The sequence below is a fragment of the Pseudomonas neuropathica genome, from assembly GCF_051174785.1.
GTDB classification, from domain to species: domain Bacteria; phylum Pseudomonadota; class Gammaproteobacteria; order Pseudomonadales; family Pseudomonadaceae; genus Aquipseudomonas; species Aquipseudomonas neuropathica_A.
This window is the reverse complement of record NZ_CP195111.1, coordinates 686,827-713,053: the sequence shown is the minus strand read 5'-3', so window position 1 is coordinate 713,053 and position 26,227 is coordinate 686,827. Positions and strand designations below refer to the sequence as shown.

Genomic DNA, 26,227 nt, shown 5'->3' with positions numbered 1-26,227 from the left:
TGCAGATTCTCAGCTCGCGCGAGCGCAGCAATTATCCGCTGGTGGTCAGTGTCGATGACCTCGGCGAGGGGTTCCGCCTGAACGTGCAAGCCGTGCCGCAGGTGGACGGTGCGCGGGTCTGCGATTACTTGCAAACCGCTTTGCACAGCCTGGTGACGGCGCTGGAGTACACGCCGCAGGCGCCGTTGCAGCAGCTGTCGATCGTGTCGCCGGGCGAGCGGCAACGGGTGCTGGTTGGCTTCAATATCAGCGGTCGTGAATATCCGCCTGCGCAGACCATACTGCGTTTGTTTGAAGCGCAAGCGGCGGCACATCCCGAGGTGCTGGCGGTGGTGCAGGGCGAGCAACAGCTCAGCTACCGCGAACTGAATCAGCGTGCTAATCGTCTCGCCCATCACTTGATTGGCCTCGGCGTGCAAAGCGATGACCGTGTTGCGCTGTGCCTGCGTCGCGGCCCGGACATGCTGGTTGCGCTGTTGGCGATTCTCAAGGCCGGCGCCGGTTATGTGCCGATCGATGCGGACTATCCGGCTGAACGCATCGCCTACCTGTTGCAGGACAGCGACCCGATCGCGGTGCTGGCGCAGACGTCGACACGCGACCTGTTGGGCGCTGTACCGGTGATTGATCTGGACGCCAGCGAATGGCGGCACCTGCCTGACAACAACCCGGCAGTGTTGAGGCTGACCCCGGCGAATCTGGCCTACGTGATCTACACCTCGGGCTCTACCGGGCAACCGAAAGGTGTAATGGTCGAGCATCGCACGCTGGAAAACCTTGTGCACTGGCATGCCGAAGCCTTCGATCTGCACGCCGGCAGCCACACCGCCAGCGTCGCCGGTTGCGGTTTCGATGCCATGGCCTGGGAAGTCTGGCCCGCGCTGTGCGTTGGTGCGACCGTGCATCTGCCACCGCCCTCGATCAAAAATGAACACCTCGACGAACTGCTCGAATGGTGGCGCGCGCAGCCCTTGCAGGTGAGTTTCCTGCCGACCCCGGTTGCCGAATACGCATTCAGTCGTGAGCTGGGCCATCCGACCTTGCGCACGCTGCTGATCGGTGGCGACAAGTTGCGCCAGTTCCCGCGTAACCAGACGTTTGACGTGATCAATAACTACGGCCCCACCGAAGCCACGGTGGTAGCGACTTCCGGGCGCATCGAATCCGAGCAGGTTCTGCACATCGGCCGGCCAATTGCCAATGCGCGGATTTACCTGCTGGACCGTCAGCAACAGCCAGTGCCGACTGGCGTGCAAGGCGAGTTGTATATCGGCGGCGCCGGGGTTGCACGGGGTTATCTGAATCGCCCGGAACTGACTGCCACACAGTTCCTCGACGACCCGTTCAGCGACGAACCGCACGCGCGGATGTACCGCACCGGCGACCTTGCGCGCTGGCTGGATGACGGCAATATCGAATACCTGGGACGCAACGACGACCAGGTGAAACTGCGCGGTGTACGGATTGAGCTGGGCGAAATCGAGGCGGCGCTGAGCGCACATGATGCGGTTCGCGAGTGCGTGGTACTGGTGCGTGACGGGCGTCTGGTCGCTTGGTTCACCGTAAGCGAATCTGTCGAGATCGGCGACTTGCACCAGCATCTGCAAGCACTCTTGCCGGAGACGTTGGTACCGGCCGCTTACGTGCGCCTGGACAGCCTGCCGCTGACGGCCCACGGCAAACTTGATCGCAAGGCCTTGCCCGAGCCGGATCAGGACGCGTGGCTCAGCCGTGAATATGAGGCGCCGCAAGGCCCGGTTGAAGTAGCGCTGGCACAGATCTGGGCCGACGTACTGAACATCGAACAGATCGGTCGTCACGATAACTTCTTCGAACTCGGCGGCCATTCGCTGTTGGCGGTGAGCCTGATCGAGCGTATGCGTCAGGCCGGACTGAGCGCCGATGTGCGCGTGCTGTTCAACCAGCCGAGCCTCGCCGCGCTGGCGCGTGCCTTGGGCAGTGGTCGGGAAATCGCAGTGCCGGCCAATCTGATTGCGGCCGATTGCACGCACATCACCCCGGACATGCTGACCCTGACCACGCTGGATCAGGCCAGCATTGATCGTATTGTTGCGACGGTGCCGGGCGGTGCCGCCAATGTGCAAGACATCTACCCGCTGGCACCGTTGCAGGAAGGCATTCTTTATCACCACCTCAGTGCCGAACAGGGCGATCCGTACTTGCTGCAATCGCGCTTGGCTTTCGACAGTCTTGAACGTCTGCACAGTTTCGCTGAGCACTTGCAGCAGGTCATCGCCCGCCACGACATTCTGCGCACCAGCGTGGTCTGGCAAGGCTTGCCGAGCCCGCAGCAAGTGGTCTGGCGTCAGGCGCAGATGGTTGTGCAAAAGGTGCCGCTGGACGCGCAGGACGGCGACATTCTCGAGCAGTTGCACGCGCGTTTCGATGCCCGGCATTACCGCCTCGACCTGACGCAGGCGCCGTTGATCCGCATGGTCTACGCCGAGGATCCGTTGCACCAGCAAGTGGTCGCCATCGTGCTGTTCCATCACTCGATTCTCGACCACACCGCCATGGACGTGATCGGTCGGGAAATGCACGCGTTGATGTTCGATCAGGTCGACACGCTGACGCCACCGATGCCGTACCGCAATTACGTGGCGCAGGCACGTCTGGGTGCCAATGAGCAGGAACACGAAGCGTTCTTCCGCGAGATGCTCGGCGATATCGACGAACCGACCTTGCCCTTCGGTCTGCAGGATGTTCAGGGCGACGGGCGTGGCATCGAAGAAGCGCTGCAAGCGGTCGATGCCGGGCTCAATCGGCGCCTGCGTGAACAGGCCCGGCAGTTGGGTGTCAGCCCGGCGAGCCTGATGCACATGGCTTGGGCGCAGGTGCTGGGCGTGGTCTCCGGGCGCCGCGACGTGGTCTTCGGCACGGTGTTGATGGGGCGGATGCAGGGCGGCGAGGGTGCCGACCGTACGCTGGGGGTGTTCATCAATACCTTGCCGCTGCGGGTTGATCTCGCTGAAGGCGTACGCGCCGGGGTGAAAACCACCCATGCGCGGCTGACAGCGCTGCTCGGCCATGAACACGCGTCACTGGCGCTGGCCCAGCGGTGCAGTGCCATGGCCGGTTCGGCGCCGCTGTTCAGCGCGCTGCTTAACTATCGACACAGTGCCGCCGAGCAGCAGCTGCGCGACGGCCAGGGTATCTGGCAGGGCGTGCGCATGCTTGGCGGTGAGGAGCGCAGCAATTATCCGCTGACCCTGTCGGTGGATGATCTGGGCGAAGGGTTTGCCCTCGACGTGCTGGCAGTCGCCGAGATCGGTGCGCAACGGATTTGCAGTTACATGCACACCGCACTGGAACATCTGGTAACGGCACTGGAAGAGGCGCCGCAACGTCCGCTCAACCGGCTGCCGGTGCTCTCGGTGGCGGAATACGAACACTTGCTGGTCGGCTTCAACCAGTATTCGGCGGCCTATCCGCGTGGTGCGACGATTCAGCGTTTGGTCGAGGTTCAAGCCGAGCAGCAACCGGACGCACTGGCTGTGGTTCAGGGCGCGCAGCAACTGACCTACGCTCAGCTCAATCAGCGTGCCAATCGCCTGGCCCATCACTTGCTCGGCCTCGGCGTGCAGCCCGATGACCGCATCGCCGTGTGTCTGCGCCGTGGCCCGGACATGCTCGTCGCGTTGCTGGCGATCCTCAAGGCTGGCGCCGGTTATGTGCCGGTCGATCCGGCGTACCCGGCGGAGCGCATCGCCTATCTGTTGCAGGACAGCGCGCCGATAGCGGTGCTGGCGCAGGCTGCAACGGCTGATTTGCTCGGCGCAGTGCCGCTGATTGATCTGGACCACCCCGCCTGGCAACAGCTGTCCGACAGCAATCCGCATTTGCCGACGCTGACCCCGGCGCATCTGGCCTATGTGATCTACACCTCCGGCTCCACCGGCCAGCCGAAAGGCGTGATAGTCGAACACGCGACGCTGGAGAACCTGGTGCACTGGCACTGCGAGGCCTTTGACCTGCGCGCCGGCAGTCACACCTCGAGCGTGGCCGGCTTCGGCTTCGACGCCATGGCGTGGGAAGTCTGGCCGGCGTTGTGTGTCGGCGCGACCCTGCATCTGCCGCCGCAATCGGTGAGCAACGAAAACCTCGACGAGTTGCTGGCATGGTGGCGCGCGCAGCCGCTGCAGGTGAGTTTCCTGCCGACGCCGGTCGCCGAATATGCGTTCAGTCGCGACCTCGGTCATCCGACCTTGCGCACGCTGTTGATCGGTGGCGACAAACTGCGCCAGTTGCCGGGCGAGCAGACGTTCGCGGTGATCAATAACTACGGCCCGACCGAAGCCACGGTGGTCGCCACCTCCGGCGCAGTCGAGGTCGGGCAGGTGCTGCACATCGGTCGGCCAATGGCCAACGCGAAGATTTACCTGCTCGACGACCAGCAGCGCCCGGTACCGGTCGGCGTCGCCGGCGAGTTGTACGTCGGCGGTGCCGGTGTAGCGCGCGGTTATCTGCATCGGCCCGAGCTGACTGCCGAGCGCTTCCTCGACGATCCGTTCAGCGACGAACCGCAGGCGCGCATGTACCGCACCGGTGACCTCGCACGCTGGCTCGCCGACGGCACCATCGAATACCTGGGGCGCAACGATGATCAGGTCAAACTGCGCGGCGTGCGCATCGAGCTGGGCGAAATCGAAGCGGCGTTGAGTCGTCACGCGGCCGTGCAGGATTGCGTGGTGCTGGTGCGCGACGGGCAGTTGCTGGCGTGGTTTACCGAACGCCTGAACGTCGACATCGAGGATTTGCGCAGTCATCTGCAAGCGCAGTTGCCGCAAGCGCTGGTGCCCGCCGCTTACGTGCGTCTGTCAGCACTGCCGCTGACCGCTAACGGCAAACTCGACCGCAAGGCGTTGCCGGAGCCGGATCAAACGGCGTGGCTGAGCCGCGAATATGCCGCCCCGCAAGGTTCGGTGGAAATCGCCCTGGCGCAGATCTGGTCGGACGTCCTCAAGGTCGAACAGGTCGGCCGTCACGACAACTTCTTTGAACTGGGCGGGCATTCATTGCTGGCGGTGACCTTGATCGAACGCATGCGTCAGGTCGATCTGAGCACCGACGTGCGCGTGCTGTTCAGCCAGCCGACCCTGGCCGCGCTGGCGGCGGCGGTGGGTAGTGGTCGCGAGGTTGTAGTGCCGGACAATCTGATTCCCGCCGATTGCACACAGATCACCCCGGAAATGTTGACGCTGGTACAACTGGATGAGGCCAGCCTCGAGCGCATCGTCGCCACGGTGCCGGGTGGCGCGGCCAACGTGCAGGACATTTATCCGCTGGCGCCGTTGCAGGAAGGGATTCTGTATCACCACCTCAGCGCCGTAAAAGGCGATCCGTACCTGCTGCAATCGTGTATGGCGTTTGACAGTATTGAACGTTTTCAAGGGTTCGCTGCGGCGCTGCGTCAGGTCATGGCGCGGCACGATATCCTGCGCACGTCGATTGTCTGGCAAGGGCTGGCGGCGCCGGTGCAAGTGGTCTGGCGTCAGGCCGAGCTGCCGGTTCAAGCCGTGGCGCTGGAGCCCGCGCAGGGCGAAGCCATCGATCAGTTGCGGGCGCGCTTCGATGCGCGGCACTGGCGTCTGGACTTGGATCAGGCACCGCTGCTGCGTTTGGTGTATGCCCTCGACCCGGATAATCAGCGCGTGGTTGCCATGCTGTTGTTCCACCACATCGCCATGGACCACACCGCACTGGCGGTGGTCAGCGCAGAAATGCAGGCGATTTTGCAGGGTGATGAGCAACTGCCGGTGGCCGCTGTGCCGTACCGCAATTATGTCGCGCAGACTCGCCTTGGCGTCAGCGAACAAGAGCACGAAGCATTCTTCCGCGAGATGCTCGGCGACATCGACGAACCGACACTGCCGTTCGGTTTGCAGGATGTGCACGGCGACGGCAATGACATCGAGGAAGTCTGCCAGCCGCTGCCAATAGCGGTGGCGCAGCGTTTGCGCAGTCAGGCGCGATTGCTCGGTGTCAGCGTTGCCAGCCTGTTCCATCTCGCTTGGGCACGGGTGCTGGCGGCAACGTCCGCTCAGGATCGGGTGGTGTTCGGCACGGTGCTACTGGGCCGCATGCAGGGCGGGGCGGGCGCGGATCGCGGGCTAGGCATGTTCATCAACACCTTGCCATTGCGTGTGGATGTTGACGAAAGCAACGTGCGCGCCGGGGTCAAGGCCACCCATGCGCGGCTCAGTGCGCTGTTGGCCCACGAACATGCGTCGCTGGCATTGGCCCAGCGTTGCAGCGGTGTCGCGGCGCCGTCGCCGCTGTTCAGTGCAATGCTCAACTACCGGCACAGCGACAATGAGGCCCGAAAAAACGCCAAGCTTGAATCCTGGCAGGGCATCGAGTCCCTTGCCGGCGAGGAACGCACCAATTACCCGTTGACCCTCAACGTCGACGATTTCGGCAGCGGCTTCCAACTGACGGTGATGACCCCGTCGCGTATCGGCGCAGCACGCATCAGCCAGTTCATGCAGAACGCGCTGGTTGCGCTGGCTGAGGCGTTGGAGCAGACACCACAGCAACCGTTGAATCGTTTGACGGTGTTGCCGGACGAGGAGCGGCAGGCGTTGTTGTTCGGCCTCAACGCCACCGGCGTCGATTACGATTTGCAGCAGACGCTGCACGGTTTATTCGAAGCGCAAGTGCAGCGTACGCCGCAGGCTGTGGCCGTCGTCGCCGGCGAACAGGCATTGAGCTACACGCAGCTGAACGAGCGCGCCAACCGCTTGGCCCGGCACTTGATCAGCCTTGGTGTGCAGGTAGATTCGCGCGTGGCGATCTGCGTCGAACGCAGCCTGGAGATGGTCATCGGCCTGCTGGCGATCAACAAGGCCGGCGCCGCGTATGTGCCGCTGGACCCGGCCTATCCGCCGGAGCGCCTCGCTTACATGCTCGAGGACAGCGCACCGGCCGTGGTGCTGGTACACGGGACTATCAGCGGGCTGCTAGGGGATGTCAAAGCGGCAGTGGTCGATCTTGACGAGAACACCTGGCAATCCTTGCCTGCCGACAATCCGCAAATCGCGACGCTGACGCCCCAACACAGTGCCTACGTGATCTACACCTCCGGTTCGACCGGCCAACCCAAAGGCGTGGTCAACGAGCATGCCGGTGTGGTCAACCGCTTGCTGTGGATGCAGGACGCCTATCAGCTGACGGCGGCCGATGCGGTGTTGCAGAAAACCCCGTTCAGCTTTGACGTGTCGGTGTGGGAGTTCTTCTGGCCGCTGATGACCGGCGCGCGACTGGTCATGGCGCAGCCTGGCGGACACAAGGATCCGCAGTATCTGAGCGAAGTCATCGAGCGCGAACACATCACCACACTGCACTTTGTGCCGTCGATGCTCGACGTGTTCCTCGCCAACAGCGACACTACACGCTGCGACGGTGTGCGTCAGGTGATGTGCAGCGGCGAGGCGTTACCGGGCAGTCTGGTGCGGCGCTTCAAGCTGCAATTGCCCGGCAGCAAGTTGCATAACCTCTACGGCCCGACCGAGGCCGCCGTCGACGTCACCGCTTGGGATTGCGCCGGATCGATCGAGCAGACCCCGGACAACACGCCAATCGGCAAACCGATCGCCAACACCCGGATGTACATCCTCGATGCGCATCAACAGCCGGTGCCGCAAGGTGTGATCGGCGAGTTGTACATCGCTGGCGTGCAGGTGGCGCGTGGTTATCTGAACCGGCCGCAACTGACGGCCGAACGCTTCCTCGATGATCCGTTTCATCCGCACGAGCGCATGTACCGCACAGGCGACGTCGCCCGTTATCGGTCGGACGGCAATATCGAGTATCTGGGGCGTAACGATGATCAGGTGAAGATCCGCGGTCTGCGAATTGAACTGGGCGAAATTCAGGCGCGGCTTGCCCGGATCGAAGGTGTGCAGGAGGCCGTGGTGGTCGCCCGAGAAGACGTGCCCGGCGACAAACGTCTGGTCGCGTATTACACCGGCGAGCGCTTGGATATCGACCTGCTGCGCAGTCATTTTCTCGAGCATTTGCCGGACTACATGGTACCCGCCGTGTTCGTGCATCTCGCCGCTTTGCCGCTGAGCCCCAACGGCAAGCTCGACCGCAAGGCGCTGCCGGCGCCGGATCAGCAAGCGCTGAAAATACGCGAATACGAAGCCCCGGTCGGCGACGTCGAAATCACCCTCGCACGGCTCTGGGCCGAACTGCTCAACGTCGAACGGGTAGGGCGTCACGATCACTTTTTTGAGCTGGGTGGTCACTCGCTGCTGGCGGTCAGTCTGATCGGCCGGTTGCGTCAGGAAGGCATGGAAGCCGATGTCAGGTCGCTGTTCGAACATCCGACCCTGGCCGGCTACGCCGCAATTACCGAACGAATGGAGATCGTCCTGTGAACGTGATCGAACTGTTGGCCACATTGAAGGCTAAAGACATCCACCTAGCGGTCACCGATGATCAGCTGCGGGTGAACGGCAACAAGCAGGCCTTGAGCGATCCGGCGTTGCTGGCGCTGTTGCGCGAACACAAACCGGCGCTGATAGAGCTGATCAAGGCCGGGCAATACACGGCGACCAAGGCCGGTCAGGTCGAGGTGCCGGTCAACGGCATCGCTGCCGACGCCACGCAGATCACCCCGTCGATGCTGACCCTGGTCGAGCTGGATCAGGCCAGCATCGACCACCTCGTGGCGCAAGTGCCCGGTGGCGCGGCGAATGTGCAGGACATCTACCCGCTGGCGCCGTTGCAGGAAGGCATTCTTTATCACCACGTCAGTGGCGGTGAAGGCGATCCGTATGTCATGCAGTCGCAGTTCGCTTTCGCCAGCCGTGAACGTTTTCAAGCGTTCGCGCAAGCATTGCAAACGGTGATCGATCGTCATGACATTCTCCGCACCTCGGTGCATTGGCAAGGCCTCGACGCCCCGGTGCAGGTGGTCTGGCGCCGCGCCGAATTGCCGGTGGAAGAAATCGAGGTGCCTGATGCTGACAGCGATGTGCTGGCATCCCTGCACGAGCGGTTCGACGCCCGACACTTTCGCCTCGACGTCAGCCGCGCACCGCTTTTGCGCCTGGCCCATGCCTGGGACGCCGCCGGGCAACGGGTGATTGCGACGTTGCTGTTCCACCACATGGCCCTCGACCACTCGGCCCTCGACGTGGTGCGGCATGAAATGCGCGCCTGCCTCAGCGGCCAGCGCGAGTCGTTGGGGCGGCCGGTGCCGTTCCGCAATTACGTGGCGCAGGCGCGTCTGGGGATTAGCGAAGCCGAACACGAGGCGTTTTTCCGCGACATGCTCAGCGACATCGACGAGCCGACGTTGCCGTACGGCTTGCAAGATGTGCAGGGTGATGGCAGCGAGATTGCCGAATTGAGCCAGCCCATCGAACCGCTGTTGGGCCAGCGTTTGCGCGCCCAGGCACGCCAGCTCGGGGTAAGCGTCGCGAGCCTGTTTCACCTCGGTTGGGCCCAGGTATTGGCAGCGTTGACCGGTAAGCAACAGGTGGTGTTCGGCACGGTGCTGATGGGGCGCATGCAAGGCGCCGAAGCGGTCGACCGAGCGCTGGGGATCTTCATCAACACCTTGCCGTTGCGGGTAAATGTCGACAGCACCGACGTGCGCGCCGCCGTCAACGCCACCCATGCGCGGCTGACCACGTTGATGCGCCATGAATACGCGCCGCTGGCACTGGCCCAGCGCTGCAGCAACGTGGTCGCGCCGACGCCGCTGTTCAGCACCCTGCTCAATTACCGCCACAGCCACAATGTCAGCACGGCCAGCGCTGAAACGCTGGCGGCGTGGGAGGGCATTGCCACCCTGCACTCTGAGGAGCGCACCAACTATCCGCTGACCCTGAGCGTCGATGACCTCGGCGATGCGTTCAGTCTGACCTTGCTGGCGAGCACGCAAATCGACCCGCAGCGGATTTGCGCCTACATGCACTGCGCACTGGAACATCTGCTGCTGGCACTGGAGCAGGCGCCGCAAACGCCGGTCAATCAGTTACCGGTTCTGCCGGCAGCGGAGCTTGAGCACGTGCTGGTCGGTTTCAACGCGACGCAAATGAGTTTTGCGCCGGCTCAGACTCTGCAGCAACGCTTTGAAGCTCAAGTCGCGCAGCGGCCGGAAGCGTTGGCGGCAGTGTTTGCCGACGCGCAGTTGACCTACGCCGAACTCAACCGTCACGCCAATGCCCTGGCGCATCACCTGATCGAGCGCGGGGTCAAACCCGATGATCGCGTGGCCATCGTCGCCCGCCGCGGGCTCGATACGCTGATCGGGCTGGTGGCGATTCTCAAGGCCGGTGCCGGTTACGTGCCGGTCGATCCGGCGCACCCGGCCGAGCGCTTGCACTATCTGCTGGGCGACAGCGCCCCGGTGGTGGTCCTCACCCAGACCGATCTGCGTGAGCGCTTGCCGGCGCTGGACGTGCCGGTGATCGACCTCGACCGCTGCACCTGGCCACTGAACTGCACGCTCAATCCGCAGGTGCCGGGCCTGACCGCCGCACATCTCGCGTACGTGATCTACACCTCCGGCTCAACCGGCCTGCCCAAAGGCGTAATGGTCGAGCATCACACCTTGAACAATCTGGTCGATTGGCACTGCACGGCCTTCGACCTGTGCGCCGGTCGCCACACCTCCAGCCTTGCCGGTTTCGGTTTCGACGCGATGGCCTGGGAAGTCTGGCCGGCCCTGTGCGCCGGCGCGACGCTGCATCTGGCGCCAACCCACGACGGCAACGAAGACATCGACGCGTTATTGGCGTGGTGGCGGGCGCAACCGCTGGACGTGAGCTTTCTGCCGACGCCGGTGGCTGAATACGCCTTCAGCCAGAACCTCGAACACCCGACCCTGCGCACGCTGCTGATCGGCGGCGACCGCTTGCGCCAGTTCAATCGCAATCAGCATTTCGACGTGATCAACAACTATGGCCCGACCGAGGCCACGGTCGTTGCCACGTCTGGATTGATCGAGGCCGGGCACGTGCTGCACATCGGAAAACCGATAAGCAACGCCACGGTGTACCTGCTCGATGAACACCAGCGCCCGGTGCCGATGGGCGTGGCGGGCGAGCTGTACGTCGGCGGCGCGGGTGTTGCCTGTGGTTACCTCAATCGAGCGGAAATGACCGCCGAGCGTTTTCTGCGTGACCCGTTCAGTCGCGTGCCGAACGCGCGCATGTACCGCACCGGTGACCTCGCACGCTGGCGCGAGGACGGCACGCTCGACTACCTGGGGCGTAACGACGATCAGGTGAAAATCCGTGGCGTGCGCATTGAGCTGGGCGAAATCGAGACCTGCCTCAATCAGTTGCCGGGGATTCAGGAAGCCGTGCTGCTGGCCCGCGAGGACCAACCCGGCCAGGCGCGCCTGGTAGCGTATTTCACAGAACAGGCGCAGGTCGAAGCGCTGCCGGTCGGTGAGCTGCGCGCGCAATTGCTGAGTCGCTTGCCGGAGTACATGGTGCCGGTGGCGTTCGTCAAACTCGCCGCGTTGCCGTTGACCGCCAATGGCAAAGTTGACCGCAAAGCCTTGCCGGTGCCGGAGCTGTCGGCGTTGTTCACCCGCGAATATGCGGCGCCCGAAGGCGAGGTGGAAGTCGCGCTGGCGCAGATCTGGGCCGATGTGTTGCAGGTCGAGCGGGTCGGGCGTCAGGATCACTTTTTCGAACTCGGCGGCCATTCGCTGCTGGCGATGCGCATGGTCTCGCAAGTGCGGCAACGGCTTGGCGTCGAACTGGCGCTGGCTGAGCTGTTCGCCAACGCCGAACTGGCGGCGGTCGCTGCGGTACTGAGCGCGGCCGGGCGCTGCACGCAACCAGCGATTGTGCCGGTGCCGCGTGACGGCGCCTTGCCGCTGTCGTTCGCCCAGCAACGCCTGTGGTTCCTGGCGCAAATGGAAGGCGCCAACACCGCGTACAACATTCCCGTGGCCCTGCGCTTGCGCGGTCGCCTCGACGACGATGCCCTGCAGCGCGCACTGGCGCGGATCGTGGCCCGCCATGAAAGCCTGCGCAGCCGTTTCGCCCAGTTCAATGATCAGGCACAGGTGCTGATCGCTCCGGTCGACAGCGGCCTGTTACTGCGCGTCGAAGACCTGCGCCACCACCCGCAACCCGAGCAAGCCTTGCAGGCATTGATTCAGGGCGAAGCGTCCGGGCCGTTCGATTTGCAGGATGACGCGCTGATTCGCGGACGACTGGTGCGCCTGGCCGACGATCATCATGTGCTGCTGCTGACCCTGCACCACATCATCTCCGACGGCTGGTCGATGGGGGTTCTGACCCGTGAACTGATGGCGCTGTATCAGGCGTTCAGTCAGGGGCAGCCGGATCCACTGCCGCCGCTAGCACTGCAATACACCGATTACGCGGTGTGGCAGCGGCGCTGGCTCAGTGGCGAGGTGTTGCAGCGCCAGAGCGAATACTGGCAGCAGACGCTGGCGGGCGCTCCGGCGTTGTTGATGTTGCCGACCGATCGTGCTCGACCGGCGCAGCAGGACTACGCCGGCAGCAGCGTCGACGTGGTGCTCGATGAACGCTTGAGTGCCGGCCTCAGGGCGCTGGGCCAGCGCCATGGCGTGACGCTGTACATGACGCTGATGAGCGCTTGGGCGATGCTGCTCGGTCGTTTGTCCGGTCAGTCGGAAGTAGTGATCGGTTCGCCCGTGGCCAACCGCACCCGCGCCGAGATCGAAGGTTTGATCGGCATGTTCGTCAACACCCTGGCCCTGCGCATCGACACCTCGGGCGAACTCAGCGTCGAAGCGCTGCTGGCGCGGGTCAAGGCCCTGACGCTGCAAGCCCAGGCGCATCAGGATCTGCCGTTCGAGCAAGTGGTGGAAATCACCCGGCCACTGCGCAGTCTGGCGCACAGCCCGGTGTTCCAGACGTTGCTCAGTTGGGACGGGCTGCAAGGCCCGGCGCTGGCCCTCGGTGATTTGACCCTGGAAGGCGTGGCCGAGCCGAGTCACTTCGCCAAGTTTGATCTGTCATTGAACCTGAGTGAGTCCAACGGTGTGATTCGTGGTTCGCTGGAGTACGCCACGGCGCTGTTCGACGAGGCCACGGTGCTGCGTTTCGCCGGTTATTTCCAGCGTCTGTTGCAGGCGATGGTGGCCAATGATCAAACGGTGCTGGAACACGTGCCGCTGCTGGCAGAGGACGAACAGCAACGCCTGTTGAATGATTTCAATGCCACGACGGTGGATTACAACCTTGAGCAGACCCTCCACGGTCTGTTCGAGGCGCAAGTGGCCCGCACGCCACAGGCTCCGGCGGTGCTCGCCGGGGAGCAGCGCCTGAGCTATGCCGAGCTGAACGCCAAGGCCAACCAGCTGGCGCGGCACCTGCGCGGCTTGGGCGTGCAGGCGGATTCGCGGGTGGCGATCTGTGTCGAGCGCGGTCTGGACATGGTCATCGGCCTGCTGGCGATCCTCAAGGCTGGCGGTGGTTATGTGCCGCTGGACCCGGCATATCCGCTGGAACGTCTGGCCTACATGCTGGACGACAGCGCGCCGCTGGCGGTGCTGGTGCAAGGTTCTACTCGCGGGCTGCTTGGTGACGTCGCCGTGCCGCTGATCGATCTCGATCAACCGCACTGGCAGTCGCTGCCGAGCGATACGCTGCCCATCGCCGAGCTGACCCCGCAACATATGGCGTACGTGATCTACACCTCCGGTTCGACCGGCCAGCCAAAAGGCGTGATCAACGAACATGCCGCGGTGGTCAACCGTTTGCTGTGGATGCAGGACGCCTATCCACTGACGGCGGCAGACACGGTGTTGCAGAAGACGCCGTTCAGCTTCGACGTGTCGGTGTGGGAGTTTTTCTGGCCGCTGATGACCGGCGCACGTCTGGTCATGGCGCAACCCGGTGGGCACAAGGACCCGCTCTATCTCAGCGAAATTATCGAAAAAGAACGGATTACCACGCTGCACTTCGTGCCATCGATGCTCGACGTGTTCCTTGCCCATGGCGACACCGTGCGCTGCTCGGGACTGCGTCAGGTGATGTGCAGCGGCGAAGCATTGCCGGGCAGTCTGGTGCGGCGGTTCAAACGGCAATTGCCGGGCAGTGCGTTGCACAACCTATACGGCCCGACCGAAGCCGCCGTCGACGTGACCGCGTGGAATTGCGCCGGGCCGCTGGAGCAAACCCCGGACAACACGCCGATCGGCAAACCGATCGCCAACACCCGCATGTACATCCTCGATGGCCAACAACAACCGGTGCCGCTAGGCGTTGTCGGTGAGTTGTACATCGGTGGCGTGCAGGTGGCCCGTGGTTACCTCAATCGACCAGAACTGAGCGCGGAACGCTTCCTCGACAATCCGTTCCAGGCCAACGGCCGTATGTACCGCACTGGCGACGTTGCCCGCTATCTGGCTGACGGCAACATTGAATACCTGGGCCGTAACGACGATCAGGTGAAAATCCGTGGCTTGCGCATCGAGCTGGGGGAAATCCAGGCGCGCCTGACCCAGATCGAGGGGGTGCAGGAAGCGGTGGTGCTGGCCCGCGAAGACGTGCCCGGCGACAAGCGTCTGGTCGCGTATTACACCGGCGAACGGCTGGACATCGAAGTGCTGCGCAGCCATCTGCTGGAGCACCTGCCGGACTACATGGTGCCTGGCGTATTCGTGCATCTCGATGCATTGCCGCTAAGCGCTAACGGCAAACTCGAACGCAAGGCGCTGCCAGCACCGGATCTGACGGCGCTGGTCACGCGTGAATACGAGGCGCCGGTCGGCGAAGTGGAAACCCTGCTCGCCGCGCTCTGGGCGCAATTGCTCAACGTGGAACGGGTGGGGCGTCACGACCACTTCTTTGAACTGGGCGGGCACTCGCTGCTGGCGGTGAATCTGCTGGCGAAGATGCGTCGTGCCGGTCTCAGCGCCGACATTCGCGTGCTGTTCAATCAGCCGACGCTCGCCGCGCTGGCGGCGGCCGTCGGTGGCGAGCCGCAAGCCGCGGTCCCGGCCAATCGCATTACGCCGGACTGCACGCGTATCACGCCGCAACTGCTGCCACTGGTAACGCTCGATCAAGCAAGCCTTGACCGCATCGTTGCCAGCATCCCCGGCGGCGCGGCTAATGTGCAGGACATCTACCCGCTGGCGCCGTTGCAGACGGGCATTCTGTTCCATCACCTGTCGGCCGCTCAGGGCGACCCCTACGTGTTGCAGGCACAGTTTGCGTTTGCCGATGAACAGCGCCTGAACGCCTTCACCGAGGCCTTGCAGAAAGTCATCCAACGCCATGACATCCTGCGCACTTCGCTTTTCTGGGAAGGCCTCGAAGACCCGGTGCAAGTGGTTTGGCGTCAGGCGTCGCTGGTCTGCGAGACTATTGTGCTGGAGGGCGCGAGCGGCGATGCACTGGCGCAGTTGCGCGCTCGCTTCGATGCCGGTCATTACCGCATGGCCGTCAATCAGGCGCCGCTGATGCGCGTGGTTCACGCGTGGGACGCGGTCAATCAGCGGGTTGTCGCGTTGCTGCTGTTCCATCATCTGGTGATGGATCACGTCGCGCTGGAGGTACTGCAACACGAAATGCAGGCCTTCCTCAGCGGCCAGCCACAACGTCTCGCCGAGTCGGTGCCATACAGAAACTACGTGGCGCAGACCCTGGCCGGGATGCGCGATGAGCAGCATGAAAGCTTCTTCCGCGACATGCTCGGCGACGTCGATGAGCCAACCTTGCCCTACGGCCAGACCCCGGCAAAGGATGGGCTGGTCGAGCAGGCCCGGTTGACCATCGACCTCGGTCTGAGCCGCGACATCCGCCAGCAGGCGCGGCGCCTGGGTGTCAGCGCCGCAAGTCTGATGCACCTGGCCTGGGCGCAGGTGCTCGGGCAATTGTCGGGCCGCGCCGATGTGGTGTTCGGCACGGTCCTGCTCGGCCGTTTGCACGGCGGCGAGGGTGCCGAGCGTGCGCTCGGGGTGTTTATCAATACCTTGCCGATGCGCATCGATCTGGCCGCGCACAGCGTCAAAGGCGCAGCTTTGGCCACCCATCAACGGCTGAGCCAATTGCTCCAGCACGAACACGCACAACTGGCGCGCATCCAGCATTGCAGCGCGATGGCGCCGACCACGCCGCTGTTCAGCACTTTGTTCAATTATCGTCACGGGGCTTCGGCGTCTTCGAGTTCGGCCGAGGCTGCGGCGGCGTGGCAGGGCATGCAATTGCTGCAAGCCGAGGAACACAGCAACTATCGCCTGACCCTTAGCGTCGACGATCTCGGCGAAGGCTTCAGCCTGAGCGCATTGGCCGGTGCCGGCATCGACGCACGGCGCACCTGCGACTATCTGCAACGTGCCTTGCACAGCCTTGTGCAGGCATTGGAACAGGCACCGCATCAAGGCTTCGAACGCTTGTCGATCCTGCCGGCCGCTGAGCGCGAGCAGCTGTTGATCGCCTTTAACAGCACCTACGCCGATTACCCTCAAGGGTTGACCATCGTTCAGCGTTTCGAGCAGCAAGTGGCTGAGCGACCGCACGCACCGGCAGCGTTTTTTGCTGGCGCGAGCCTGAGTTATGCCGAACTCGACCACCAGGCCAACGCCTTGGCGCATCACCTGATCGAAGCGGGTGTGCGGCCTGATGATCGTGTGGCCATCGTGGCCCGTCGCGGGCTCGATACGCTGGTCGGATTGGTGGCGATTCTCAAGGCGGGCGCCGGTTATGTGCCGGTGGACCCGGCGCATCCAACCGAGCGGCTGAACTATCTGCTGGAGGACAGCGCGCCGGTTGCAGTGTTGACCCAAAGCGCACTGCGCGCACGCCTGCCCGAGCTGCCAGTGCCGTTGATCGACCTCGATTTGCGCCAGTGGCCAAGCAGCAGAATCGACACGCCGTCAGTGCCGGCGCTGACGCCGCAACACCTGGCGTATGTGATCTACACCTCCGGCTCCACCGGACTGCCCAAAGGCGTGATGGTCGAGCACCGCACCCTGAGCAATCTGCTCGACTGGCATTGTGCGGCGTTCGATCTGCGCGCCGGCAGCCACACTTCAAGCCTGGCCGGGTTCGGTTTCGACGCCATGGCCTGGGAAGTCTGGCCGGCGTTGTGTGTCGGCGCGACCCTGCATCTGGCGCCGGCCCACGATGGCAACGAGGACATCGATGCGCTGCTCGACTGGTGGCGCGCGCAGCCGCTGGACGTGAGCTTCCTGCCGACCCCGGTGGCCGAGTACGCCTTCAGCCAGGAGCAGGCGCATCCAACCCTGAAAACCTTGCTGATCGGTGGTGACCGACTGCGCCAGTTCAGCCGCGAGCAGCCTTTCAAGGTGATCAACAACTACGGTCCGACCGAGGCCACGGTGGTTGCCACGTCCGGGTTGATCGAGGCCGGGCAAGTGCTGCACATCGGCAAACCGCTGAGCAATGCCAGTGTTTACCTGCTCGATGAGCAGCAGCGTCCTGTGCCACTGGGGGTGATGGGCGAGTTGTACGTTGGCGGTGCCGGCGTCGCCCGTGGCTATTTGAACCGCCCGAAACTGACCGCCGAGCGTTTTTTGCGCGACCCGTTCAGCCCTATGCCGAACGCGCGTATGTATCGCACCGGTGACCTCGCACGCTGGCGCGAGGACGGTACGCTGGAATACCTGGGGCGCAATGACGATCAAGTGAAAATCCGTGGCGTGCGCATCGAACTGGGCGAGATCGAAACCTGCCTCAATCAGTTGCCGGGGATTCAGGACGCCGTGCTGTTGGCCCGTGAAGACCAACCCGGCCAGGCGCGACTGGTGGCGTATTTCACCGAAACCGCGCAAGGCGAGTCGCTGAACGTCGGCGAGCTGCGTGCGCATCTGCTGGCGCAACTGCCGGAATACATGGTGCCGGGCGCTTTTGTGCGGCTCGACGCATTACCGCTGACGGCCAACGGCAAAGTCGACCGCAGGGCGTTGCCGAAACCGGATCTGGCTGCGCTGTTCACCCGCGACTACGCCGCGCCGCAGGGCGAGACCGAAACCATCCTGGCGCAGATCTGGGCCGAGGTGCTGCAGGTCGAACGGGTAGGGCGCCATGATCATTTCTTCGAACTCGGCGGGCATTCGTTGTTGGCAATGCGCATGGTCGCGCAGGTCCGGCAACGGTTGGGGCTGGAGTTGGCGTTGGCGGATCTGTTCGCCAATGCTGAACTGGCGGCGGTCGCCGAGTGCCTGGCGGGTGCCGAGCGCAGCGCCCAGCCGTCGATTGTCCCGGTAACGCGCGACGGCACCTTGTCCTTCGCCCAGCAACGCCTGTGGTTCCTGGCGCAAATGGCGGGCGGCAACTCGGCGTACAACATCCCCATCGCCCTGCGCCTGCGCGGTGACCTCGACGTCGATGCACTGCAAGCAGCGCTGGCGCGCATCGTGGCCCGCCACGAAACCCTGCGCAGCCGTTTCATCTCCCACGACGACACCGCGCAGGTGTCGATTGCGCCGGTCGATAACGGTTTGCTGTTGCGCGTAGAAGATCTGCGCCAACTGCCGCAGGCCGAACACACCTTGCAGCGGTTGATGACCCAGGAAACTTCGACCGCGTTTGATCTGCAGAACGATTCGCTGATTCGTGGACAGTTGCTGCGTCTGGCCGACAACCACCATGTGCTGCTGTTGACCGTGCATCACATCGTCGCTGACGGTTGGTCAATGGGCGTGCTGACCCGCGAGTTGATGGCGTTGTATCAGGCGTTCAGCCAGGGTCAGCCCGATCCGCTGCCGGAACTGACGCTGCAATATGGCGACTATGCCGTGTGGCAACGACGCTGGCTCAGCGGTGCAGTGCTGCAACGGCAAAGCGAATACTGGCAGCAGACCCTCGACGGCGCGCCGGCGTTGTTGACGCTGCCTACCGATCGTCCGCGCCCGGCGCAACAGGACTATGCCGGCAGCCACCTCGAAGTCGTGCTGGACTCAAACCTGAGCGCCGAACTCAAAACCCTGAGCCAGCGCCATGGCGTGACCCTGTTCATGACCCTGACGAGTGCCTGGGCACTGCTGATGAGTCGCCTGTCCGGACAAGCCGATGTGGTGGTCGGCGCGCCCGTGGCCAACCGCTCCCGCGCGGAAATCGAAGGCTTGATCGGCATGTTCGTCAACACCCTGGCGCTACGCATCGATACCTCGGGCGCGCCGAGCGTCGAAGCGCTGCTGGCGCGGGTCAAGGCGCGGACACTGGAGGCGCAGGCATATCAGGATCTGCCGTTCGAGCAGGTGGTGGAAATCACCCGGCCGGTGCGCAGCCTGGCCCATAGCCCGTTGTTCCAGACCTCGCTGAGCTGGGACAGCAGCGTCGGCCCGCAACTGGCGCTGGGCGAGTTGGCGCTGGAAGGCGTCGCCGCGCCGGACGATGTCGCCAAGTTCGACCTGACGCTGACCCTGGGCGAGGTCAACGGCGTGATTCGCGGCTCGCTGAACTACGCCACGGCGTTGTTCGACGAATCGACCATCCGCCGCTTTGTCGGTTACTTCCAGCGTCTGTTGCAGACGATGGTCAGCGATGATCACGCAGTCCTCGAACATGTGCCGTTACTGGCGGCGGAGGAACGTCAGCGCTTGCTCGTCGAGTTCAACGCCACCACGCGCGATTACCCCCAGACCCTGACCGTGCACGGGATTTTCCAGCAACAAGCGGCGGCGCATCCAAAGGCTGTGGCGGCGGTGCATGGCGCGCAAGCGCTGAGTTATTTCGAACTGAACGCGCAGGCTAACCGTCTGGCTCATCATCTGATCGGCCAAGGCGTGCAACCGGGGGATCATGTGGCGATCCTACTGCCACGTTCGCTGGAACTGCTGGTGGCGCAACTGGCGATTGCCAAGTGCGCGGCGGCTTATGTGCCGCTGGACATCCATGCGCCGAGCGAACGTCAGGCGTTCATGGTCGAGGATTGCCGGGCGGCCGCGCTGCTGACCCTCAGCGGCGAAGTCATCGATTACGCCGCGTCGCGTATCGATCTGGACAGGCTGAAACTCAGCGATCAACCCACGCATAACCCCAATCTTGTGCAGTCCTCGGAGTCGCTGGCGTACATCATGTACACCTCCGGTTCCACCGGCACGCCGAAGGGCGTGATGGTGCCGCACCGTGGCATTGGCCGTTTGGTGCTCAACAACGGTTACGCTGATTTCAATGCGCAGGATCGCGTGGTGTTCGCCTCAAACCCGGCGTTCGACGCCAGCACCATGGACATCTGGGGCCCGCTGCTCAACGGTGGTCGCGTGGTGATCATTGACCATCAGACCCTGCTCGAACCGCAGGCCTTTGGCCGCGAACTGAGTGCCACTGGCGCGACAATCCTGTTCGTCACCACCGCGCTGTTCAACCAGTACGTGCAGTTGATTCCGCAGGCGCTCAAAGGCCTGCGCATTCTGCTCTGCGGTGGCGAGCGCGGGGATCCGGCGGCGTTCCGTACGCTACTGGCCGAGGCGCCGCAACTGCGCATCGTGCATTGCTACGGCCCGACCGAAACCACCACTTACGCCACGACGTTCGAAGTGCAAGCGGTGGCGGAAAACGCCGAGAGCGTGCCGATTGGCGGGCCGATTTCCAACACCCAGGTGTATGTGCTCGATGCGCATCAGCAACCCGTGCCGATGGGCGTGACCGGCGAGCTGTATATCGGCGGGCAGGGCGTGGCGCTGGGTTACCTGAACCGCGCGGATCTGACTGCCGAGAAATTCCTCCGTGATCCGTTCAGCGATAAACCCGACGCGTTGCTGTATCGCACCGGCGACCTCGCGCGCTGGCTGGCGCCGGGGCAACTCGATTGCGTCGGGCGCAACGACGATCAGGTGAAAATCCGTGGTTTCCGCATCGAGCTGGGCGAGATCGAAAACCGTTTGCTGAACTGTGCGGGGATCAAGGAGGCCGTGGTTTTGGCACGCCGCGACGCTCCGGAGGCCCCGCGTCTGGTCGCCTATTACACCGCGCACGCAGGGCAACTCGACAGCGTTGAGCTGCACGCTCAACTGTCGGCGCGCTTGCCGGAGTACATGGTGCCGACGGCGTGGGTGCAACTGGAGGCATTGCCGCTGAACAACAACGGCAAGATCGACCGCAAGGCGCTGCCGCCGCCGACACAGGCCGCCATGCTCAGCCGGGTCTATGTGGCGCCGGTCACGGCGCTGGAGGAAAACCTGGCACGCATCTGGGCCGGGTTGTTGCAGGTTGAGCAGGTGGGCCGACACGACAACTTCTTCGAGTTGGGCGGGCATTCGTTATTGGCGATGCGCATGCTGTCGCAGGTCCGCCAACAGCTGGACGTCGAGCTGACCCTGGCCGAGCTGTTCGCCAATCCAGAGTTGGCGGCCGTGGCGCAAGTGTTGAGCCGGGCCGCGCGCAGCACGTTACCGGAGATTGTGCCGGCAGCGCGTGATCAAGCGCTGCCGCTGTCGTTCGCGCAACAGCGCCTGTGGTTCCTCGCGCAAATGGACGGTGGCAACACGGCGTACAACATCCCGCTGGGCCTGCGTCTGCGCGGGCGTCTGGACGAAGACGCGCTGCAACGGGCACTGGCGCGCATTGTCGAGCGCCACGAAACCCTGCGCAGTCGCTTCACTCAGATCGACGACCAAGCGCAAGTGCTGATCTTGCCGGCCGATACGGGTCTGTTGCTGCCAGTTGAAGATTTGCGCCAGCACCCACAGGCCGACAACGCCTTGCGTGGGCTGATCGAGGAGCAAGCCAGTGCACCGTTCAATCTTGCTCGCGATTCGCTGATTCGCGGACGCCTGGTGCGTCTGGCCGACGATCACCATGTGCTGTTGCTGACCCTGCATCACATCGTCTCCGACGGCTGGTCGATGGGCGTGCTGACCCGTGAGCTGGCGGCGTTGTATCAGGCTTTCAGCCAGGACCAGCAAGACCCGCTGCCAGCGCTGGCGCTGCAGTACAGCGATTACGCGGTGTGGCAACGCCGTTGGCTCAGCGGTGAGGTTTTGCAACAGCAGAGCGATTACTGGCAGCGGAACCTCGCTGGTGCGCCGGCATTGCTCACGCTGCCGACCGATCGCCCGCGTCCGGCACAACAGGATTTTGCCGGCAGCCATGTCGACGTGGTGCTGGGCGCGCCGCTGAGTCGCGGACTGAAAGCGCTTTGCCAACGTCGCGCTGTCACGCCTTACATGGTGATCCTCAGCGCCTGGGCAATGCTGCTCAGTCGCCTGTCCGGGCAGACCGACGTGGTCATCGGCTCACCAGTGGCCAACCGCACCCGCGCCGAGATCGAAGGCTTGATCGGTATGTTCGTCAACACCCTGGCGCTGCGCATCGACACCTCTGGCGCACTCAGCGGCGAAGCGTTGCTGGCGCGGGTCAAGGCGCAAACCCTGGCGGCGCAGGCGCATCAGGATCTGCCGTTCGAACACGTGGTGGACATCAGCAAACCGCTGCGCAGTCTGGCCCACAGCGCGTTGTTCCAGACCCTGCTGAGCTGGGACAACAATGACGGCCCGAGCCTGCAACTTGGCGACCTGACGCTGGAAGGCGTGGCGGGGGAAAGCCACTTTGTGAAGTTCGACCTGTCGCTGAGTCTCGGCGATAGCGCCGATGGCGTTCGCGGTTCGCTGCGTTATGCCACGGCGTTGTTCGATGAATCGACGGTGCGCCGTTTCGTCGGCTACTTCCAGCGCTTGCTCGCTGCGCTGGTGAGCGATGAGCAAACGCTGCTGGAGCAGGTGCCGTTGCTGGCGCAGGACGAACGTCAGCGCCTGTTGCACGACTTCAACGCGAGCGAAGTCGATTGCCCACTCGAACAGCCGTTGCACTGCTTGTTTGAAGCGCAGGTACGGGCTAAACCCGAGGCCATTGCCGTGCAGTCCGAAGCCGGGTGCCTCACCTATCGCCAACTCAATACGCGGGCCAATCAACTGGCGCATCACTTGCGCGAACACGGTGTGCAACCGGATTCACAGGTGGCGATCTGCGTCGAGCGCGGGCTGGATCTGGTGGTCGGTCTGCTCGGTATTCTCAAGGCGGGCGGGGCGTATGTGCCGCTGGATCCGGGGTACCCGGCGGAACGTCTGGCCTACATGCTCAAGGACAGCGCGCCGGTTGCGCTGCTGGTGCAAGCGTCGACGCGTTCGCTGTTCGACTCGCCTGCAACGACCTTGATCGACCTCGATCGAGGTCATTGGCAACAGCTGCCTGATCATGATTTGCAGGTGCCGGGCCTGAGCGCCTCGAACCTCGCCTACATGATCTACACCTCCGGCTCCACCGGCCTGCCGAAAGGCGTGATGATCGAGCATCGCAGCGCTTGCAACATGGTGCATTGGGGTTCGCAGATCAGCGCGCCGACCGAGCACGGTGCGTTGCTGCAAAAGGCCCCGTTCAGCTTCGACAGCTCGGTGTGGGAGATCTTCTGGCCGCTGTGTTCCGGCCTGCGTCTGGTATTGGCGCGGCCAGATGGCAACCGCGATTCAGCTTATGTGGTGCAGGCGATCCGCGAGCACAACGTAACTGTGGTCAAGTTCGTGCCGGCGCTGCTGCAGGACTTCATTGAGCAGGCCGACGTTAGCCAGTGCACCAGCCTCACCGATGTGCTCAACGGTGGCGGCGAACTCAGCGCGGCGCTGGCGCGGCAGGTGCGCGATCGCCTGCCGTGGGTGCGTTTGCACAACGTTTACGGCCCTACCGAAACCACGGTCGACAGCAGCGGCTGGACGCTTGAACCGGATCAGCCGGTGCCGCACAGCGTGGTGCCGATCGGCAAGGCGCTGAGCAACACGCGCTTGTACGTCCTCGATGCTTACGATCAACCGGTACCGCAAGGTGTCAGCGGCCAGTTGCACATTGGCGGCGTGGGTGTGGCGCGCGGGTATCACGGCTTGCCGCAGATGCAGGCCGAGCGTTTCATCGACAGCCCGTTCGTGGCCGGTGACCGGCTGTACCGCACCGGCGATCTGGCGCGCTACAACAACGACGGCGATCTGGAATTTCTCGGGCGCAACGACTTCCAGATCAAGCTGCGCGGCTTGCGTCTGGAGCCGGGTGAAATCGAAGCGCGACTGATCGAGCATCCGGCGCTCCGCGAAGTGGTGGTGATGGTGCGCGACGAGCGTCTGGTCGCCTGGTACACCGTGCGCGCCGGGGTGCAAGCGCCGGGCCTGGAGGTCCTGCGCGCGCATGTGCTGCAGCGTTTGCCGGAATACATGGTGCCCGGCGCCTTCGTCTTGCTCGACGCATTGCCGCTGACCCCCAACGACAAGGTCGACCGCAAGGCCTTGCCGGAGCCGGGTGCAGACGCGGTGATCAACCGGCCTTATGTGGCGCCGCAAGGCGAGGTGGAAACCGCGATGGCGCGGATCTGGGCGGACGTGCTTGGCGTCGAGCAGGTCGGGCGTCACGACAACTTCTTCGAATTGGGCGGGCATTCGTTGCTCGCGGTGCGGCTGGTCAATCTGCTGCAACGGGGCGGAATTCAGGTGTCCCTGGCCGAGCTGTTCCAGCACCCGACCATCGAGTCGACGGCGGCGTTGCTCGCTCAGGACGAAATGGCCGGGCTGCCGGAAGGGCTGGTCGTGGTGCGTGCCGGGGAGCGTGGTACGCCGCTGTTTCTGGTGCATGAATTCAGTGGTCGCGACGTGTATTTCCCGACGCTGGCGCAGCATATTGGCGGCGAGTTTGCGATTTACGGCCTGCCCGGCGTGCCGCTGGGCCAGCCACAGCTACGCACGATCGAATGCATGGCCACGCGGATGGCCGGGATCATCCGATCAGTGCAGCCACTCGGGCCGTATCGTCTGGCGGGCTGGTCGTTCGGCGGGGTGCTGGCCCATGAGGTCGCCCAGCAATTGCTGGGTCAGGATCAAGCAGTGGAGTTCATCGGCCTGCTCGACAGCTACGCGCCCAACTCACTGGCTCAGGACAAGGCGATGTGGAGCGGCAAGGATCTCGACAAGCGCCAGTTGCTCGGGCATTGCCGGGGGCGTGCGCTGATGCTCGGTGCTGAGGGCGCCGCCGCGCTGGCGTCGGTTGAGGCACTGGAAGGCGAGATGGAACAGCTGGATTTCCACGCGTTGTTCCAGCGTTGCCAGGCGCAGCAACTGACCGATCCGGAACTGGCCACGGTGAGCGCGGCCGATGCCTGGCATTACTTCGATCGTGAAGCGGCGCATCGCTTGGCCCTGGCGCATTACCGGGTCAGCCCGGCGAACCAGACGATTCATCTGTTCCGCGCTCAGGGGCTGATGGACGGGCAGTCTGTGCCAAGTCCGACACGGGGTTGGGAGGAGCGCTTCGACAGCCATCTGTTGCAGTGCATCGACATTCCCGGGGATCACCGCAGCATGATGAAAAAACCGCATATTCAGGCGTTGGGGCAGGCCATCACTCAGGCACTTGAGGCGGTAGTCGCGCCAGCCACGGCGGTGTATCAGCCGCTGCTGACGATCCAGAGCGGACACGTGGGGCATGCGCCGATTTTCTGCGTGCCGGGGGCGGGTGACAGCGTCACCGGGTTCATTCATCTGACCGAAGCGATTGGCCCGGAGTGGCCGATCATCGGCCTGCAACCGCGCGGGCTGGACGGCAGCAGTGTGCCGCACAGTCAGGTCGAGGCCGCTGCCGCTTTTTATCTGCAGGCGATCGCGCAGGCTTACCCGCAAGGCCCGGTGCACCTGATCGGCCATTCCTTTGGCGGTTGGGTGGCGCATGCCATGGCGGCGCAGTTGCAAGCGGTCGGGCGCGAGGTGGCTTCGCTGACGTTGATCGACAGCGAAGCGCCGGGCGGCAACGGCACGGCGGGCAAACCGTACACCGGCACGGCGGCGCTGGAGCGCTTGATCGACACCCTGCAACTGTCCAGTGGCAAGTCGCTGGAGATCGACCCGCAGGTGTTCGCCGACGCTGATGACACCACCCAAATGCGCCTGCTGCATGCCGGGATGGTGCACGCGGGCGTGCTGTCGGAGCGCGCCGCACCGGATGCGATGCATGGCCCGGTCCGCACCTTCGCCACAGCCTTGCGCACGGTCTATCAACCAAAACTGGCCTACACGGGCCCGGTGCGGCTGGCGCTGGTCGATGACCCGACGCTGGATGCGTGGGGCAATCAGCGCGAGCAAGCGGCGATGGTCGAGGGCTGGCAGCACCAGGTTGCGGATCTGGCGGTGTGGTACGGGCCGGGCAACCACTTCACGATTCTCAAGGCGCCCAACGTCTTCAGTCTCGCGGCGTGGTGGCATGACGGCCTGAAAGTGCCGGCCGGCCAAGTGGTTTCCTGA

The 26,227-nt window shown here is 63.9% G+C and carries 2 protein-coding genes (1 of these 2 cut by a window edge); both read left to right on the top strand.

Annotated features, from left to right (window positions below; translation table 11 throughout):
• Nucleotides 1–8,402, top strand: the 3' portion of a protein-coding gene (locus ACRRSD_RS03255) for an amino acid adenylation domain-containing protein (RefSeq protein ID WP_435037098.1). It extends 4,615 nt beyond the left edge of the window; 8,402 of the gene's 13,017 nt are visible here — the last part of the coding sequence; its start codon lies off the left edge, out of view; it ends in the stop codon at nucleotides 8,400–8,402.
• Nucleotides 8,399–26,227, top strand: a complete 17,829-nt coding sequence (locus ACRRSD_RS03250; RefSeq protein ID WP_435037097.1) for a non-ribosomal peptide synthase/polyketide synthase — start codon at nucleotides 8,399–8,401, stop codon at nucleotides 26,225–26,227. The genes ACRRSD_RS03255 and ACRRSD_RS03250 overlap by 4 nt, the downstream gene beginning before the upstream one ends.